The following is a 16,238-nucleotide window of genomic DNA, read 5'->3' as shown; positions in this document are numbered from 1 at the left end:
GCGCGGGGCGCTCCTGTAGCAGGAATTCGCGCGGCGCGCGGCTTGACCCGGCGAGCTCTACCTGCGTGTCAGGTGCTCGCGGTAGCGCGTCGTGAGCTCCATCCAGCGCAGCGTGAGGATCGGCTCGCGCTCGAGCCGGTCCTGCCAGCTGCGATCGATCGCCTTCCACAGGTCCCGGTCCGCGATGCCGTGGCGCAGGAGCGCCCGATCGAAGGACGAGGCCGCCCCGACCGACGACTCGGCGCAGAGGGCCGCGTACTGCTGCAGGCTGAGCGAGGGCAGCGCGCCTCGCTTGCCGGGAGGGTCCTGCCCGGCGGCCGGGTCGGGGGCCGCGGCGCCCGCCGGCGCCGTCGCGGCGCTGCCCGCGCCGGCCTCGCCGGGCGGGCGCCGGAGGGTCACCCCCGATCGCGCGTTGCCGCCGTCGAGCTCCATCAGCTCGGTCTCGGGCGGGGGCTTGATCGAGGGCAGCGGCATGGCCCGCGGCACCTCGACGGGCTCCTCGGCCTCGCCCTCCGCGGGCTGGCCCTTCCCGCTCGACAGGGGGACGATCGCGGACAGCGGCGGCGAGGCCGCGCGCCGCGGGGGCACGGACGACTCTCCCCTCCGGGGGCCCCGCCGCGCGCCGGGGCGCTCGCCGTCGGGCGCCGCGAACGACAGCACCGGACCGGCGTCCGTGATCTCCATCTGCAGGACGATCTCGCCGTCCTTCCCGCGGACGATCAGCCGATCGCCCGCCACGGCCGCCTCGATCTCGTAGCGTCGCCCGGACGAGAGCTCGACGGTCGCGGACGGGACCGGCGCGCCGCACGCCGCCCCCCGGCCGCCGATGTCTTCCTGAGGATGGGTCGCCGTCGGATGCAGCGAAGGCTCGGTATCGGGTGGATCCCCACTCATCAGGACGCAGAGCCTAACGCAGCAAGCGCGCGCTCCGCGAGGGCTTTCGGCGGCCGCGCTCGGGCGCAAGACGACCAGAGGGTGTGCGGCTCTCCGCCTGGGAACCGGAAGGTAAGGCGGCCCGCGTCCCGACGGCGAACGACGTGGATGAGCGCGGTTGTGCGAGGTTGCGCGCCGCCGCGGAGAGCTTACGGGAGGAGAGGAGTCTTCATTTCGCAAAGTGCGTCGCTGCGCCGGCGCCGGCGCTGGCGCTGGCCACCCCGCGCGCAAAAACTGCCCACCTTCACAAACGGTTAGAATTCGCCCGCTCGATCCGCAATGGGTCCAGCAGCGCCATTCCTCGCATTGCGCGGCTCGTTTTCGACGGGGTCCTCCGGATTTGTAGTAAGCCGGGGGCTGCGAGCTCTACCCGAAAGGAGGTCTCATGAAGAGGACCGGTCTCGCGCTTGCGCTGCTGTTCGCCGCATGCCTCGGAGGCTGCGAGATGCTCGGCGGTGGGACGTACCAGACGTGCGCGGAACACTGCAAAACGGAGCTCGACCCCGACGCGTGCATCGAGGCATGCGGCACGTGCGCGGGCCAGTGTGTCAACCCGGTTCCAGAGGGCTTCGACGGCCCTGCGTTGCTCTGGGTGGGCAGGACGACGGATGAGCCGCAGTGCCCTGCCAGCGCCCCGAGCACGGTGTACGTGGGGTACGAGACCCCTGACTTCCCCTTCGCGTGCGACCCGTGCCGGTGCAGCGAGCCGGCGTGCGCCCTGCCCGACGGCCTCAGGACGGCCGCCTCGCTGAGGTGCGATGGCGTCGAGCTCTCGCGGCACGACGCCCGGAACATCCAGGGCGGCACCTGTGTGGTGCCCAGCCAGGCGCTGGCGAGCGATCGCAAGGCGCTGCTGCTCGGCGCGCCCGAGATGACGCCGTGCGAGCCCAGCGTCGAGCCCCCCCCGGTGCCGCTCATCGTCTCGCGGTGGTATCGCTCCGGGAAAGCCTGCTCTGGCGTCGTCCCGGAAGATACCTGCATGGCTCCGAAGAGGTGCGTTCCGGTCGATGACCGGCCGCAGGAGCACGTGTTCGCGCAGTGCATCATGCACCTCGGGCGCGGCGAGGTGACCTGCCCGCCGGACTACCCGGAGGATGTCGTCCTCTACGACGGCATGGTGGACGATCGCCACTGCACGCCTTGCGAGTGCGGCCCTCCCACGGGCGGCGAGTGCTCTCTGATGCTCCTCTCCTTCCAGGACGAGGCGTGCAGCGAGCTGCTCGCCACCGGCACGACGTCGGGCATGGACCCGGCATGCCTCGACCCGGTGCCCGGGATGAAGCCCAAGAGCATGAAGGCGGTCTGGCATGTCAACGATCCCGGCCGCTGCGAGCCGAGCGGCGGAGAGCTGCGAGGCGGGATCACCCTCACCGGTGCGACCACGTTTTGCTGCCAGACACGCCCGGACGAGCGTCCGGGCGAGCGTCCGGGCGAGAACGAGTGACGGCGGCGCGCCCTCGCCGACGCGGCGGCGCCGGCACCGCCCGGGGCGCGATCCAGGCTCTCCCTGAACCGGGGTCGGGCACAACCAGAGCCGATGTCGCGGAGAGGAGATCCTCAGTGCAGGGCTCGACCGGCCCGACAAAAATCCCTCGATAGGGAGAAATTCAAAAACAAAAATACAATGCGTTGCAGGCGATCGGGCGCGCGCACAAAAGCCTTTACGTGCGCTCCAAAGTCGGTATCTACAGGATCACGACGTGGGAGTGGTGACGTCGAGCCCGCCTCCGCCACGCGGCAGAGGTGCACTGTCCTACGGGCGCCGGAGACGTTTGAGGAGGGGGGGCACATGTCGGGGTGTAGCGGCCGGATGAGAGGCAGCGGGGTGCTTCGGGTCGGGGTGTTCCCTCCGCGCGGTGCGGTACAGATCCCGCCCTAGCCGGGACGCCGATGTCACGCGCCGGTTGCGCCGTCATGGTCGCTGTCGTCACGGCAACGACCCCGGTGCACGCGGATACGCCTCGGTCTGAATCGCGACAGGAGACGGATGAGCCGCGACGGGGGACGGATGAGCCGCGACGGGAGATGCAGGAGGGAGACGACATGTTGCGCGGCGAGCTCTCCGCGTCGCCGCTGCTGGCGACGGGCTTCCTGCCCGCGCTCGCCGGGGGCGCCTCGTTCGCCACGACGTTCCGCTGGCCCAGCCTGTCGATCGCCGTCGAGGCGCGCATGCTCACCTCGCTGGCGGACACCTTCGAGGACGGCGTCCTGGTCCACGCGAGCCTGGCGATGCCGACGCTCGACATCTGCGGCCATCGCGGGGTCCTGTCGCTGTGCGCCGTCTTCGACGCCGGCGAGCTGCAGATCACGAGCGATCCCGGCGTGGCCATCCAGGCGCGCAAGGCCTGGATCAGCTCGATCGGCCTGCGGGCGGCCGGAGACTGGCGGTTCTCCGATCAGCTGTCGTTGCGCGGGTTCGTCGAGCTGCACACGAACCACAGCCGCCCATCGCTCTGGGTGAACGGCAAAGAGGTATGGCGGGTCCCGCCGCTCTCCGGGGTGATCGGCCTGGGGCTCGCGCTCCCGGTGGACGCCTTCTAGCGGAGGCCCTCGGCCGCTCCTCGACGGAGCGCATTCGTCGTCGACACCTGGCCTGAACGAGCGGTCACCACGCCGCGATGAGCACCATGTCAGCAATCTCAGCAAGAAACACCGGGACCAGCGCGGCGACGCCGGGGCGACCGTGGGGCCGGACGCCGGCGTGGCTCGCCGCGGCGGCCGCGGCCCTGCTCACGCCCTGGCGCGCCGCCGCCGCGCCGCCTCGCGCCGCGGTGCAGCTCGAGTACCGGCGCGCGCCTGGGACCGAGCGCTGTCCGGACGAGGGGCTCTTGCGCGAGGAGATGGCCAGGCAGCTCGGCTACGACCCGGTGGCGCCCGAGGCGGCTTTGCAGGCCAATGCGCTCGTGTTCCGCGGGCCGGGCCGGGAGGTGCACGCCGCGATGGAGCTCCACGACGCCGAGGGCTCCATCGCGTGGTCGCGGCACCTGGTCGCCTACAACGACGACTGCACGGAGCTCGTCATGAACATGGCGCTCTCGCTCCGGGTGGCGCTCGATCCGAGCCTCCACGTGCAGCCCGCGCCCGCCCCGCTCCCCGCGCCCGCGCCCCCGGCCGAGGCTGCGGCCGAGGCGCCGGCGCGGCCTTCGGGGCCCGGGATCAGCGTCGGCCTCGCCGGCGCCGCGGTGTTCGGGATACTGCCGGACACGACCGCCGGGACGGCGCTCCACGTCGCGCTCCGCTATCCGTCCTTCTCGCTCGGCCTGGAGGGCCACTTTCAATGGCCGGCCGCGGTCCAGATCGACAGAGGCGGCATCATCACGACCTGGCTGGCGGCGGCGAACGCGATCCCGTGCTCCCAGATCCGTCGCCTCTTCGCCTGTGCCTTCGTGTCGATCGGGGTCGTCGAGCAATCCGGCTCCAACGTCGAGCTCGTCGATACGCCGTCGCTCTGGCTCGCCACGGGGCCGCGCGCCGGCGTCGAGATGCCGTTCTCGGATCGGATCAGCGTGCAGCTCTATGGCGATCTCGTGCTCCGTCTCACCGAGTTCCGCATCGAGGGGCCGTCGGGTGTCCTCTGGGCTCCGCCCGCGTCCGGTGGGCTCGTCGGTCTCCGGGTGGACGTCCACCTGCATCCGCGGCGCGAGGCGCCCGCGCGGCGCGCTCCCGTGGCTCGGGGGGCGTGGGCGCCGCATTGACCAGCTTCGCGGCGGCGACGTCGCCGCGCTCCAGGGGGAAAAGACATGGGGTCACCGTCACGCAAGCGCACGTCCGTGGAGCCTTCCCACGCCTTCATGGCGGCCATCGCCGGCGAGCACTTCTCGTTCATCGCCCGCTACCTCGCCCGCCTCGGGGTGCGCGCGCAGGACATCGAGGACGTCGCCCAGGAGGTGCTCGCCGGCGCCTACCGCGCGCTGCCGCGGTTCGACGCGACCCGGGGCAGCGTGCGGTCGTGGCTCATGGGGATCGCGACCCACCAGGCGTCGAATCATTTCCGGCGGGCCCACCGCCGTCGCGAGCGGCTCAAGTCGCTCGACGATCTCGCGGAGCTGCCCGACGCCACCCCCGACTCCGAGCAGCGCGTCATCGCGCGGGACCGGCGGGGCGTGCTCGATCAGCTGCTCGAGGAGCTGCCGATGGAGCGCCGCTGCGTGTTCGTCGCCCACGAGCTCGAGGAGATCGACATGGCCGAGATCGCGCAGCAGCTCTCGATCCCCCTCGGCACCGCGTGGAGCCGGCACCGGCTCGCGTGGGTCGACATCGAGGCGGCGATGCGCCGCTGGCAGGCGCGGCAGCGCGGCCGCGGGCTCGCGTTCATCCCCTTCAGCGCCGGCGCTCTCGTCCAGGAGGCGCGCGCCGATCGCGAGATCGGGCGCTCGCTGCTCGCGCGGATCGGCCGCGCGTTCTCGCCGCGGCGGCTCGCCGGCCGCTCGGCCGCGCGCGCCGGCGCGCTCCACGCCGCCGCCAGCGCCGCGGCCCCGCTGGCCGCCGGCGTCGCCGCGGCGGTCGCGATCACGATCGCGATCGGCGCGCTGCGCGCCGCCTCGCCCCTGGCCGCCGTCGATCCGCGCGCCTCGACCGCGCCGGCCCTGGCCGCCGTCGCGGTGCCGCAGGCCCAGGCCCCCACGCCGCAGGCCGCGTCGCCGACCCTGGCCGCCGTCGCGGCGCCGCAGGCGCAGGCGGCAGCGCCGCCGTCGCCCGCGGGCGCCGCGCCGCCGCCCCACGCAGCTGCCGCGGCGGACGCTTCGCGGGATCGCGGAAGCGCGGTCGCCCCAGGCGCCGCCGCCGCGATCTCGCCAGCGGCCAGCGCGGCGCTCTCCGGCCGGAAGGCCGCGCTCCGTCCGGCTGGCGGCGCCGCCGCGACCGCCGGCCGGCGGGCCGCCGCGTCGAACGACGAGGAGATCGCCGCGGAGCGCGCCCTCATCGACGGCGCGATCACGGCGCTCTCGAAGGGCCGCTACGCGGAGGCGAACAGCCGTCTCGCCGAGCACCGGCAGCGTTTCCCGTCGGGCCGCCTCACCGCCGAGAGGAACGCGGCGCTTCGCGCCCTCCGCGCCCGCGCGGCAGCCGCTCCCCTCCCCTCTTCGCTCCACGACGTCGGTCAGGCGAGCATGAATTGACCCGCCAAGCCGCCAAGCCCGCCAGGGAGCGAATTCTCCGAATCTCCCCCACCGCCTCTACGATTCCCATCCTCCGCATCACGCCCCCCCCTCTCTGGCCCCCGCGCCGCCGAGCGGTGCTCTCCCGCACAGGAGACGGGCCCAGATCGGCGTTTTCGGCGCACAGGCATGCTCCCGCACGCCGAGCACCGAAAACGCCGAGGTGGGCCCGTCTCCGCCGCGGGAGAGCACCGCTCCCGTCCGTGGCGCTTTGGGTTGGGGCGTCGGGGGATCGCGCTCGCACAGAAGATCATTTTCGAGAGGGCCATGGCTTTTTTGTGAGATGGGGGATCGGGTCCTCCTAATTAAGGGAGCATGGGACAACCGCACCGCACGCTCGCTCCATCGATGCCGCTGGATAGACAGCGCGCCTTTGTCCGGCTCTTTCGGGGGAAGACCTACGACTCCGTGTGGAACTGGCTGAAGCGGCTCGGGGTCCCACGCCGCGACCGGAGCGACATCCTTCAGGATGTCTTCCTCGCCGGATACCAGAGCTTCCCCACCTACGATCCGCTCCGCGCGCGGCCCGAGCGGTGGCTCAACCGGATCACGGTCCACGTGGCCGCGCACTACCGCGATCGGGCGCACCACCGTCGCGAGGAGCTCTCGTCCGGCCAGGCCCCGCGGCGCGTCGCAGACGAGCGCCCGAACGCCGAGGAGCAGATCGACGCGGAGCAGACGCGCTCGCTCATCCTGTCGCGGCTCGGGTCGCTGCAGACCGAGGAGCAGCGGATCCTCATCGAGCACGACATCGAGGGGCTGCCGATGGCGACGATCGCCGAGCAGCACGGGATCCCGCTGTCGACCGCGTACAAGTGGCGCACCCGCGCGATCGCCTCGCTGCGCGCGCTGATCGAGGAGCCCTGCGCCGAGCGCAAACGAACGCGGCCGCCGCGAACCGCGGAGAGCCACGGCGGGCAGCCCGCGCCGCGGCCCGCGGAGGCCGCGGGCGAACGAGGGCCCGCGCCGCGGCCCGCGGAGGCCGCGGGCGAACGAGGGCCCGCGCCGCGGCCGGCGAACGCCTCACGACGGGCGGCGCCCGCGGCGCGGGCCGCCCGCGCGAGCGCGAAGCGGACGGCGGCGCCCTGCCGCACGCCCCCGAGCAGCGCCCCGCTCGCCCGCAGATCCGGCGCCGAGCAGGCTCACGCGCCCGCGGGCGCGTGAGCCGTGGAGACCGCCGGCGCGCCCAGGGATGCACCCGCGCGAGCACCCACGCCGTCCCGCGACCGACGTTCGGGACGCCTACGCCTCGACGGCGCGCAAGCACCAGCGAGACAAATCTTCAGGCCGACCGGAATCGTTCATCCCTGGCCATCCCTGGCCATCCCCGGGCAGCCCTGGCCATCCCCGGGCAGCCCTGGCCGGCGCCGCCCCGAACCGATCGGAACGGACCGGAAGGCGATCCGGAAGAAAAAATGCCTTCGTTTCACGCCCGGGCAGCCGGGGCATATCGCAGCGCGCTGCGACGCGCTATGCTGGCATCCTCACGATGTACTACTCGACCGACGACCTTCGTATTGCCGGGCTCAGGCCCTTGATCCCCCCCGCGATCCTTATCGAAGAGATCCCCGTCAGCTCCGCCGCCTCAGAGACGGTGGCGTTCACGCGCCGGGCCGCCGAGCGCGTGATCTCGGGCGAAGACGACCGGATCATCGTGGTCGTGGGCCCCTGCTCCATCCACGACCCCAAGGCCGCGCTGGAGTACGCGGCGCGGCTCCGGGAGGCGCGCGACCGGCTGAGCGACGACCTGCTCGTGATCATGCGCGTGTACTTCGAGAAGCCGCGCACCACGGTCGGCTGGAAGGGGCTGATCAACGACCCCGACCTCGACGGGAGCTTCTCGATCAACAAGGGGCTCCGCGTCGCCCGCGGGCTGCTCCGCGACATCGCCGAGCTCGGCCTCGCGAGCGCGAGCGAGTTCCTGGACACGATCTCGCCGCAGTTCATCGCGGATTTCATCTCCTGGGGCGCGATCGGCGCGCGCACGACCGAGAGCCAGATCCACCGCGAGCTCGCCTCGGGGCTCTCCTGCCCCGTCGGCTTCAAGAACAGCACCGAGGGCGACGTGCAGATCGCCGTCGACGCCGTGCGGGCCGCCCGCGAGGCGCACCATTTCCTGTCCGTCACCAAGCAGGGCATCTCGGCGATCGTGGCGACGCGCGGCAACTCGGCCTGCCACGTGATCCTGCGCGGCTCGCAGCGCGGGCCCAATTACGCGGCCGAGCACGTCCGCGAGGCGGCCGACCGCCTGACCAAGGCGGGCCTGCCGCGCCGCCTGATGGTCGACTGCAGCCACGGCAACAGCCAGAAGGACCCGGCGCGCCAGCGGATCGTGGCCGAGAGCCTGGCCGACCAGCTGCGCTCCGGCTCGCGCGACATCCTCGGCGTCATGATCGAGAGCCACCTCGTGGGCGGCCGGCAGGACCTCACGCCGGGCAAGCTCCCCATCTACGGCCAGAGCATCACCGACGCCTGCCTCGGCTGGAACGACACGGTGCCGGTCCTCGAGCTCCTCGCCCAGGCGGTGCGCGACCGGCGGGCCAGCAAGGCGGCCTGACCTCGCCGCCCGGCGCGGTGTGACCCGCCGCCCAGCGCGCCTGCCCCGGCACGCCAGCCCTTCCAGAAAATTCCACCGTAGACGCAACCACCGATCGCGGCGCGCCGCGGTCGGCGCGGCGCGACGATCGCTCGCCGGCCTTGTCCGTGCATGCTCCGCGTCGCTGCCGCGCCAGGGGGCGACGCGCTATGCCCCCGGAGCGCCTCGGAGGAGACCATCATTTTATCGGAGATTCTCATCATCCTGGCGCTCGTGCTCGTGAACGGCGTCTTCGCGGGCGCCGAGATCGCGGTCGTGACGGTCCGCAAGACGCGGCTCGATCAGCTCGTGCAGTCGGGGAGCCGCCGGGCGCGCGCGGTGAAGCGCCTGCGGGGCAACCCGGAGCGCTTCCTCGCCACCGTCCAGATCGGCATCACCATCGTCGGCGCCACCGCGAGCGCCTTCGGCGGGTCGACGCTGGCGCAGGACCTCGCGCCCTTGCTACGCGCCGCGCCGTGGATCGGGGACGCCGCGGACGAGCTCGCGCTCGCCGCGGTGGTCGCGCTCGTCTCCTTCCTCTCGCTCGTCCTCGGCGAGCTCGTCCCGAAGTCGCTCGCGCTCCGCTCCTCCGAGCGGTACGCGCTGCTCGTCGGCCCGCCGCTCCGCGGCCTGTCCTCGCTCGCCCGCCCGCTCGTCTGGCTGCTCACGGCGAGCTCGAACCTGGTGCTGAGGCTCTTCGGCGACCGCACGAACTTCGTCGAGGCGCGCATCTCGCCCGAGGAGATCCAGCAGATCGTCGACGACGCCGCCGAGGCGGGCTCGGTCGACCGGCGCGCCGGCGAGATCGCCTCCCGCGCCCTGGACTTCGCCGGGCTCACCGCGCTCCAGGTGATGCTCCCGCGCGTCCGCGTCGTGGCGCTCCCGCGCGAGGCGACCGCCGCGGAGGTCCAGCGCGCCGTGCTGGAGCACGGCCACACGCGGATGCCGGTCTACGAGGGGTCGAACGACAACGTGATCGGCTACGTCACGACGCCGGAGGTGCTCGCGCTCCTCTGGGGCGACGGGCCGTTCTCGCTGGAGAGCGTCCTGCGCCCGGCCTACTTCGTGGTCGCGTCGATGCCGGCCGTCGACCTCCTCGCCGAGATGAAGCGGCGGCGGCTCCAGCTCGCCATCGTCGTGGACGAGCAGGGCGGCATGATCGGCATCGTCACGATGGAGGACCTCGTCGAGGAGCTCGTCGGCGAGATCTTCGCCGAGAACGAGGCGCACGCGCACTCCGCCGAGGCGATCCGGCGCGAGCCGGACGGGTCGGCGCTCGTGCCCGGCGACATGCCGGTCCACGAGCTCAGCCGGCAGCTCGAGATCGAGCTGCCGGACGACGCGCGCTGGTCCACGGTCGGGGGCCTCTGCATGGGGCTCGCCCGGCGCATCCCCGCGCCGGGCGACGTCCTCCGGACGCCGGCCGGGGCGGAGCTCCAGATCGTCGACGCGAGCCCCCGGCAGATCCGCACAGTGCGGGTGCGCGTCCCGCCGGAGCCGGCCGAGCGCGAGGACGAGGAGCAGCGCGACGCGGGGTGAGGGCGCGCGGCGCGGGTTGAGCGCGCGGCGCCGGCCGAGCGCGTCACGCCGCCGGGACGGGCGGCGCGCCGGCGGGCCTCGGCTGGAAGTGGTCGATCACCACGTACCGCCGCGCGAGGAGGCCGAAGACGAGGGCGGCGAGCAGGATGAGCGCCGCGAAGAAGAGGTACTGCATCGCGCCCGTGAACACGTTGAGCGCCGCGACGCCGGCGGTGATCAGGTTGCCGACCGTCACGGTGAGGTTCCAGAAGCTCATGATGGTGCTCTTCATCTCGCGCGGCGCCTGGGAGTAGGCGAACTCGAGGCCGGTGGTCGACACCAGCACCTCGGCGAGCGTGATGAGCAGGTAGGGCCCGGCCTGCCAGAGCACGCTGAGGCGGTCGCCCGAGCCCATCGCGAGCTCGATCGCGGCGACCGCGACGAACGAGAGCCCGGCGATCGTCATGCCCGCCGTCATGCGGCCGAGCGCCGTCAGGCGGACCCCGCGCCGCTCCAGGGCGGGATAGAGGATCATCGTGTTGAAGGGGATGATCAGCATCACCATGAGCGGGTTCAGCGCCATGAGCTGCGATGGGGCGAGCTTGTGGCCGAGCACATCGAGATCCATGCGGGTCGCCTGGACGATCCAGGTCGACCCCTTCTGGTCGAACAGCGCCCAGAACACCGGGATCGGGGCGAAGATCGCCATCACCCGCAGGACGGCCTTGGCGCCCTCGACGGCGCCCTCCGGGTGCCTCCCGCGCGCCGCGTCGAGGAAGTGCCCGCCCTCCGCGGCGCCGCGCCCGCCCCGGACGGCATCCCAGAGGACGCGAAGGAACGAGTGCGGGTTCTTGCCGGTCGGCGGCACGTGCACGTACTGGTCGCGCCCCATCCAGAACACGACCGTCGCGATCAGCATGAGCGCGCCGGGGATCCCGAACGCCACCCTCGGCCCGAACCACTCGAGCGTCTTCGGGATCAGGGCCGATGCGAAGAACGATCCGAAGTTGATGATCCAGTAGAAGAGCGCGAACACGTGCTTGACGAGGTGCTTGTTCTCCTCGGAAAACTGGTCGCCGACGTGGGCCGAGACACACGGCTTGATCCCGCCCGAGCCGAGGGCGATGAGCGCGAGCCCGGCGTAGAAGCCGCTCGGGCTGCGCTCGAAGATCGCGAGGCAGGCGTGCCCCGCGCAGTAGACGAGCGAGAGCCAGAGGATCGTCCGGTACTTCCCGAGGAAGCGATCGGACAGGAAGCCGCCGAGGAGCGGGAAGAAATAGCAGGCGCTCACGAACAGGTGGTAATTGGCCTTGGCCACGTGCTCGTGGATCAGCATGTAGTTGATGAGGAAGAACGTCAGGATGTTCTTCATGCCGTAGAAGCTGAAGCGCTCGCCCCCCTCGTTTCCGATGATGTATTTGATCTGCGGAGGGAATCGATTCGTGCTCGAAGCGGTTTGCGTCATGGCAGGGCCCTCGCTCGCGCCTTCGCCGTCCTAGACCGCCTCCCACGCCCGGGCAATCCGCCCCTCGCCCCTCACCTCACCTCCCCTCGCCTCCCCTCCTTCCCGCTCCGAGCGCGCCGCGGCGCCCGCGGCCGGCGCCGCCGCTCCTCACCCGCCTCGACCGGGCGCGCGCTCCCTTCCTTGTTCCCGCGCAAACACTCTGCCGCGAATGCCCGGTGCGAAATGCCCCGCTGCGGCGAGGCGCCGCGGGAACGCGCCGCTCGCCCGGCCTGCCGCCGCCGTGAAATCCGGTACGCGCGTTGCTTTGCAAGCCCCGAGGATCGTCGAGCAGGCATCGAGAGATCTCATGACCCAGCGACCCGGCCGCACCGCCAGGCGCGCGCGGTCGTCGGCTTCTCCCGCGCCGTGACGCGCCGCTCGCGCGCATCCAGCAGGAGCCAGACACCATGAGATGGTCATTCAGGGTCGCCAGGATCGCCGGTATCGACGTCAACGTGCACGCGACCTTCGGGCTCATCGTCGCCCTCGGAGCGCTCCAGTGGAGCGGCCACCACGGCGCCCGGGGGGCGCTGTTCGGCGCCGCGCTGATGCTGGCGCTCTTCGCCTGCGTGGCCCTGCATGAGCTCGGTCACAGCCTGGTGGCCAGGCGCTTCGGGCTCACCGTGCGCGAGATCCTGCTCCTGCCCATCGGCGGCGTCGCGATGTTCGCGGGCCGCCCGCAGAAGCCGCTCCACGAGCTGCTCATCGCGCTCGCCGGCCCCGCCGTGAACGTGGTCCTCGCCGCCGTCCTCCTGGTCGTGACCGGCGCGCTCGGCCTGCTCTCGGAGCTCCCCTCGCTCGGGACGGGGGCGAGCCCCTCGCTGCCGACGGCGCTGCTCTGGCTCCTCGGCGCCAACGTGGCGCTCGCCGTCTTCAACATGATCCCGGCGCTGCCCCTCGACGGCGGGCGCGTGCTCCGGGCCGGCCTCTCGATGGCGATCGGCCCCGCGCGCGCGACCTCCGCGGCGGCCGCGATCGGGCAGGTCATCGCGGTGGCCCTGTTCGCCCTCGCCGTGCTCTCGGGCCACCTCGTGCTCGCCTTCATCTCGGTGCTCGTGTTCCTCGGCGCGACGCAGGAGCGGACCACGGAGCGCGCGCGGTCGATCCTCGGCGTCGTCCCCGTCGGCCGCGCCTACAACCGCCGCGCCATCGCGCTGTCGCCCTGCGACCGCGTGAGCGACGCCGCCGAGCACATCCTCACGACCTACCAGACCGACTTCGCGGTCCTGCTCGACGGGCAGCCGATCGGCGCCTTGACGCGGGGCGACGTGGTCCGCGCGCTCGCCGAGGGCGCGAGCGGCGCGTACGTCGCCGGGATCATGCGGCGCGACGTCCCCCGCGTGAGCGCGGAGCGCTCGCTCGACGACGTGATGCGTCTCATGTCCGAGAAGAGCGCCCCTGTGGCCGCGGTGTACGACGGTGAAAGGTACCTGGGCCTCATCAGCCAAGAGGACATCGCCGAGGCGCTCGCGCTCCTGCAGTTCCTCCCGGCCTCGCGGCCCGGCGGCGCCGCGTCGCCGGCGGCGCCGCGCACGCAATGGACGTGACGCCGTGACGCCGTGACGCCCTGACGCCGTGACGCCCTGACCAGGCCTCCCGGCCGCCGCCGCGCCGACGCGGCGCGATCCGCGCGCGGGATCGGGCTGCAAGCATTGACAGCCCGGAAGGCCATCGGCGTATCCTCCCCGGTAGCTCTTCGTTACGACCCCCGTCGCCGGCATCTCTGCCGAGGGAAGGCTCATGGAAATGGTCAAATCGCGCTTCAGGCTCGCGCCGACGTACACCCTGCTCTGGCTCGCCGCGGCGGTGCTCGCCTCCGTGGCGTCGTGCTCGGATGGCGGTCCTTCCACGAACGTGTGCGTCGCTCCGGCGACGCAATGCGACGGCATCTGCGTCGACACGAGCTCGAACACCAGCCACTGCGGCGCGTGCGGCACGGCGTGCTCGAGCGGGCAGGTCTGCAGCGCGGGCGCGTGCGTCGCGGTGTGCGAGTCCGGGCAGACGCTGTGCGGCGGCAACTGCGTCGACGTCGACACCGACGAGGCGCACTGCGGCAGCTGTAACACCGCCTGCGAGGAGGGGCAGACGTGCCGGGGCGGCGACTGTCAGGGCGGCGGCTGCGCCGAGGGGCGCACCGAGTGCGGCGGCGAGTGCGTCGACACCGCGTCCGACCCGGAGAACTGCGGCGACTGCGGCGCCGCGTGCGAGGCGGGGCAGTCCTGCGAGGACGGCGCCTGTCAGGACGAGTGCTCCGCGGGCCTCACCGACTGCGGCGGCGCCTGCGTCAACCTCCGCAACGACGAGTCGCACTGCGGCAGCTGCGGGACCGCGTGCGGCGACGAGCAGACGTGCGTGGCGGGCGCGTGCAGGGACGGCTGCGGCTCGGGGCTCACGGCGTGCGGCGAGACCTGCGTCGACGTCCAGACCGACGCCGCGAACTGCGGCGGCTGCGGGACCGCGTGCAACGACGCGCAGGTCTGCCAGGCCGGCATGTGCGCGTGCACGGTGAGCCCGGGCCAGGACCTCGGCTCCGCCGTGCCGCAGGTCGCGAACAACACGACGGTCGGGCTGCCGAACTCGTACGCCCCCACGTGCGTGTCCGCGAGCTCGAGCGAGCGCATCTACGCGTTCACCGCGGCGACCGCGGGCGTCTACTCGTTCGATGCCAGCAACTCCGGGTACAACGTCGTCCTCGCCCTCCTCGACGCCACGGGCTGCTCCGAGATCGCCTGCAGCGCCGACCCGAGCGCGCCCATCACGGCCGACCTGGCCACGGGCCAGACCGTCTACGTCGTGGTCGACGGCGCGGACGGCGAGGCGGGCACGTTCGAGCTGGAGATCACGCGGGCGAGCGCGCCGAGCTGCCCGGCGGGCTCGTTCACCGGCGCCGTGCCGCAGACGATCACCGGCAGCACGGTCGGCCGGCCCAACAGCGTGCGCCCGACCTGCCGCAACGCGGCCAGCCCCGACGCGGGGTACTCGTTCACGGCGCCGGTCGCCGGCGACTACGTCTTCGATACGTACGGGTCCGCGTTCGACACGGTGCTCCACGTGCACGAAGCCACGTGCCGGGGGGCGGAGCTCGCGTGCAACGACGACACGCTGGTCGAGCAGTCGGAGGTCACCGTGACGCTCGCCGCGGGCCAGACGGTCGTGGTCGTGGTGGACGGCACCCGCGACACCAGCGATGGCGCGTTCAGGCTCACCGTCCGGCGGGCGGTCCCGCCGCCGGTCTGCGACGACGCGGGCGTGTGCGGGGACGGCAGCTCGGGGTGCATCCGGTGCGCGTTCGACGGCAACTGCCGCGACGAGCTCGAGGCCTGCACCGGCAGAGATGCGTGCATCAACTTCATCGACTGCTACCGCACGTGCAACAGAAACGCCGACTGCGAGGACGCCTGCATCGCCGCCGATCCGGACAGCTCCGCGCTCTACACTGCGGCCCTCCGGTGCGCCTTCTGCGACGAGTGCGCGGACTCCTGCAGCGGCGACCCCGAGTTCACGTGCCGGTGAGCCGCGGCGCCAAATAGAACGAGCGCGCTGGCCGTGGTAGGAGCGCGTCGATGCGGCGCATCCTCCTCCACGGCCACTTCTGGACGATCGCCCCCTGGCTGAAGCACCAGCTCCGGGCGCCGCCGCTCCCCCCTTCCTCCCCCTTCTCGGTGCACGTCGACGAATCGCCGGCCGGGCCCGTCCGGCTGCTCGGCCGCGTGCGCCACCGCGAGGGCGCGACGTCGATCCTCGTCGTGGTCCACGGCCTCGGCGGCACGCTGGAGAGCCATTACGTGGTCGAGGCCGCCGCGCAGGCCGAGCGCGCCGGGCTCTCGTGCCTGCGCGTCAACCTGCGCGGCGCCGGGGGCGACGGCGCCGATCTCTACCACGCCGGCCTGTTCTCCGATCTGCACGCCGCCATCGCGTCCCCCGAGCTCGACCGGTACGAGCGCGTGCTCATCGTCGGCTATTCGCTCGGCGGGCACATCGCGCTCCGCTATGCCGCGTCGGGCGCGCTCGACCCGCGGGTCCGCGCCGTGGCCGCGGTCTGCCCGCCGCTCGATCTCGAGCGGTCCGTCGCGGCGATCGATCGGCCGGAGCGCTGGATGTACCGCCGGCACGTGCTGTCGGCGCTGAAGGAGATGTACAGCGCCGTGGCCTCCCGCCGCCCCATGCCCCTGCCCGTCCGGGAGGCGCTCGCGATCCGCACGATCCGCGAATGGGACCGGCGCATCATGACGCCGCGGTTCGGGTATCCGAGCCCGGAGGCGTATTACTCGAGCGAGAGCGCCGCCCCGCGGCTCCGCGACCTCGCCGTTCCGTCGCTGATCGTCGCGACGGAGGCCGACCCCATGGTGCCGCTCGACACGGTGCGGAGGGCGCTCGAGGCCTACCCGCGCTCGCCGCTGCTCGACGTCCAGTGGCTCCGGCTCGGCGGGCACGTGGGCTTCCCGCAGACGCTGAGCCTCGGGTTCGGGGGCGCGCCGGGCCTCGAGTCCCAGGTCATCCACTGGCTGCAGAGGCGCTGACGCGCGGGCGCGCGCGCCGGAGGCCGCGCTGC

At 72.7% G+C, this 16,238-nt stretch carries 12 protein-coding genes; 10 read left to right on the top strand and 2 right to left on the bottom strand.

The window, feature by feature from the left end; translation table 11 throughout:
* Positions 1-57: 57 nt before the first annotated feature.
* Positions 58-894: a hypothetical protein gene (locus tag NQZ70_RS15490; protein WP_129574897.1), complete on the bottom strand. Its 837-nt coding sequence runs from the start codon at positions 892-894 to the stop codon at positions 58-60.
* 424 nt (positions 895-1,318) lie between these two features.
* Between NQZ70_RS15490 and NQZ70_RS15485 the strand changes: the two genes are divergently transcribed.
* From NQZ70_RS15485 to NQZ70_RS15455, 7 genes are all read left to right on the top strand, one after another.
* A complete protein-coding gene (locus NQZ70_RS15485) occupies positions 1,319-2,377 on the top strand; it encodes a hypothetical protein (RefSeq protein WP_129574896.1) in 1,059 nt (352 codons plus the stop codon).
* 581 nt (positions 2,378-2,958) lie between these two features.
* Complete coding sequence (locus tag NQZ70_RS15480) at positions 2,959-3,474, top strand: hypothetical protein (RefSeq protein WP_129574895.1); 516 nt, start codon at positions 2,959-2,961, stop codon at positions 3,472-3,474.
* 86 nt (positions 3,475-3,560) lie between these two features.
* Positions 3,561-4,628 (top strand): hypothetical protein, encoded by a 1,068-nt coding sequence (locus tag NQZ70_RS15475; protein WP_237245332.1) that lies wholly within the window; start codon positions 3,561-3,563, stop codon positions 4,626-4,628.
* A gap of 45 nt (positions 4,629-4,673) precedes the next feature.
* Positions 4,674-6,050 (top strand): RNA polymerase sigma factor, encoded by a 1,377-nt coding sequence (locus NQZ70_RS15470; RefSeq protein WP_129574894.1) that lies wholly within the window; start codon positions 4,674-4,676, stop codon positions 6,048-6,050.
* 387 nt (positions 6,051-6,437) lie between these two features.
* Positions 6,438-7,253, top strand: a complete 816-nt coding sequence (locus tag NQZ70_RS15465) for a sigma-70 family RNA polymerase sigma factor (protein ID WP_129574893.1) — start codon at positions 6,438-6,440, stop codon at positions 7,251-7,253.
* 325 nt (positions 7,254-7,578) lie between these two features.
* Positions 7,579-8,646: a 3-deoxy-7-phosphoheptulonate synthase gene (locus tag NQZ70_RS15460; protein WP_129574892.1), complete on the top strand. Its 1,068-nt coding sequence runs from the start codon at positions 7,579-7,581 to the stop codon at positions 8,644-8,646.
* A gap of 150 nt (positions 8,647-8,796) precedes the next feature.
* Complete coding sequence (locus NQZ70_RS15455; protein ID WP_129574891.1) at positions 8,797-10,203, top strand: hemolysin family protein; 1,407 nt, start codon at positions 8,797-8,799, stop codon at positions 10,201-10,203.
* Positions 10,204-10,246: 43 nt separating this feature from the next.
* Here NQZ70_RS15455 and NQZ70_RS15450 read toward each other — a convergent pair whose 3' ends face one another.
* Entirely contained in the window at positions 10,247-11,647 is a 1,401-nt protein-coding gene (locus NQZ70_RS15450) for a POT family MFS transporter (RefSeq protein WP_129574890.1), read from the bottom strand.
* 446 nt (positions 11,648-12,093) lie between these two features.
* On the opposite strand from NQZ70_RS15450, the gene NQZ70_RS15445 reads away from it, so the two are divergent.
* The 3 genes from NQZ70_RS15445 to NQZ70_RS15435 all read left to right on the top strand — a co-directional run bounded on the left by NQZ70_RS15445 (position 12,094) and on the right by NQZ70_RS15435 (position 16,206).
* Positions 12,094-13,233, top strand: coding sequence for a site-2 protease family protein (locus NQZ70_RS15445; RefSeq protein WP_129574889.1), 1,140 nt, complete (start codon positions 12,094-12,096; stop codon positions 13,231-13,233).
* A gap of 193 nt (positions 13,234-13,426) precedes the next feature.
* Positions 13,427-15,199 carry an MXAN_6577-like cysteine-rich protein gene (locus tag NQZ70_RS15440; RefSeq protein ID WP_129574888.1) on the top strand — a complete coding sequence of 591 codons (1,773 nt, stop codon included), beginning with the start codon at positions 13,427-13,429 and terminating at the stop codon, positions 15,197-15,199.
* A gap of 50 nt (positions 15,200-15,249) precedes the next feature.
* Positions 15,250-16,206 (top strand): YheT family hydrolase, encoded by a 957-nt coding sequence (locus tag NQZ70_RS15435; RefSeq protein ID WP_129574887.1) that lies wholly within the window; start codon positions 15,250-15,252, stop codon positions 16,204-16,206.
* The last annotated feature ends 32 nt before the right edge of the window (positions 16,207-16,238 follow it).

Source organism: Sorangium sp. So ce836, assembly GCF_028553905.1.
Lineage (GTDB): Bacteria > Myxococcota_A > Polyangia > Polyangiales > Polyangiaceae > Sorangium > Sorangium cellulosum_D.
This window is presented reverse-complemented; position numbering and strand designations above follow the sequence as displayed.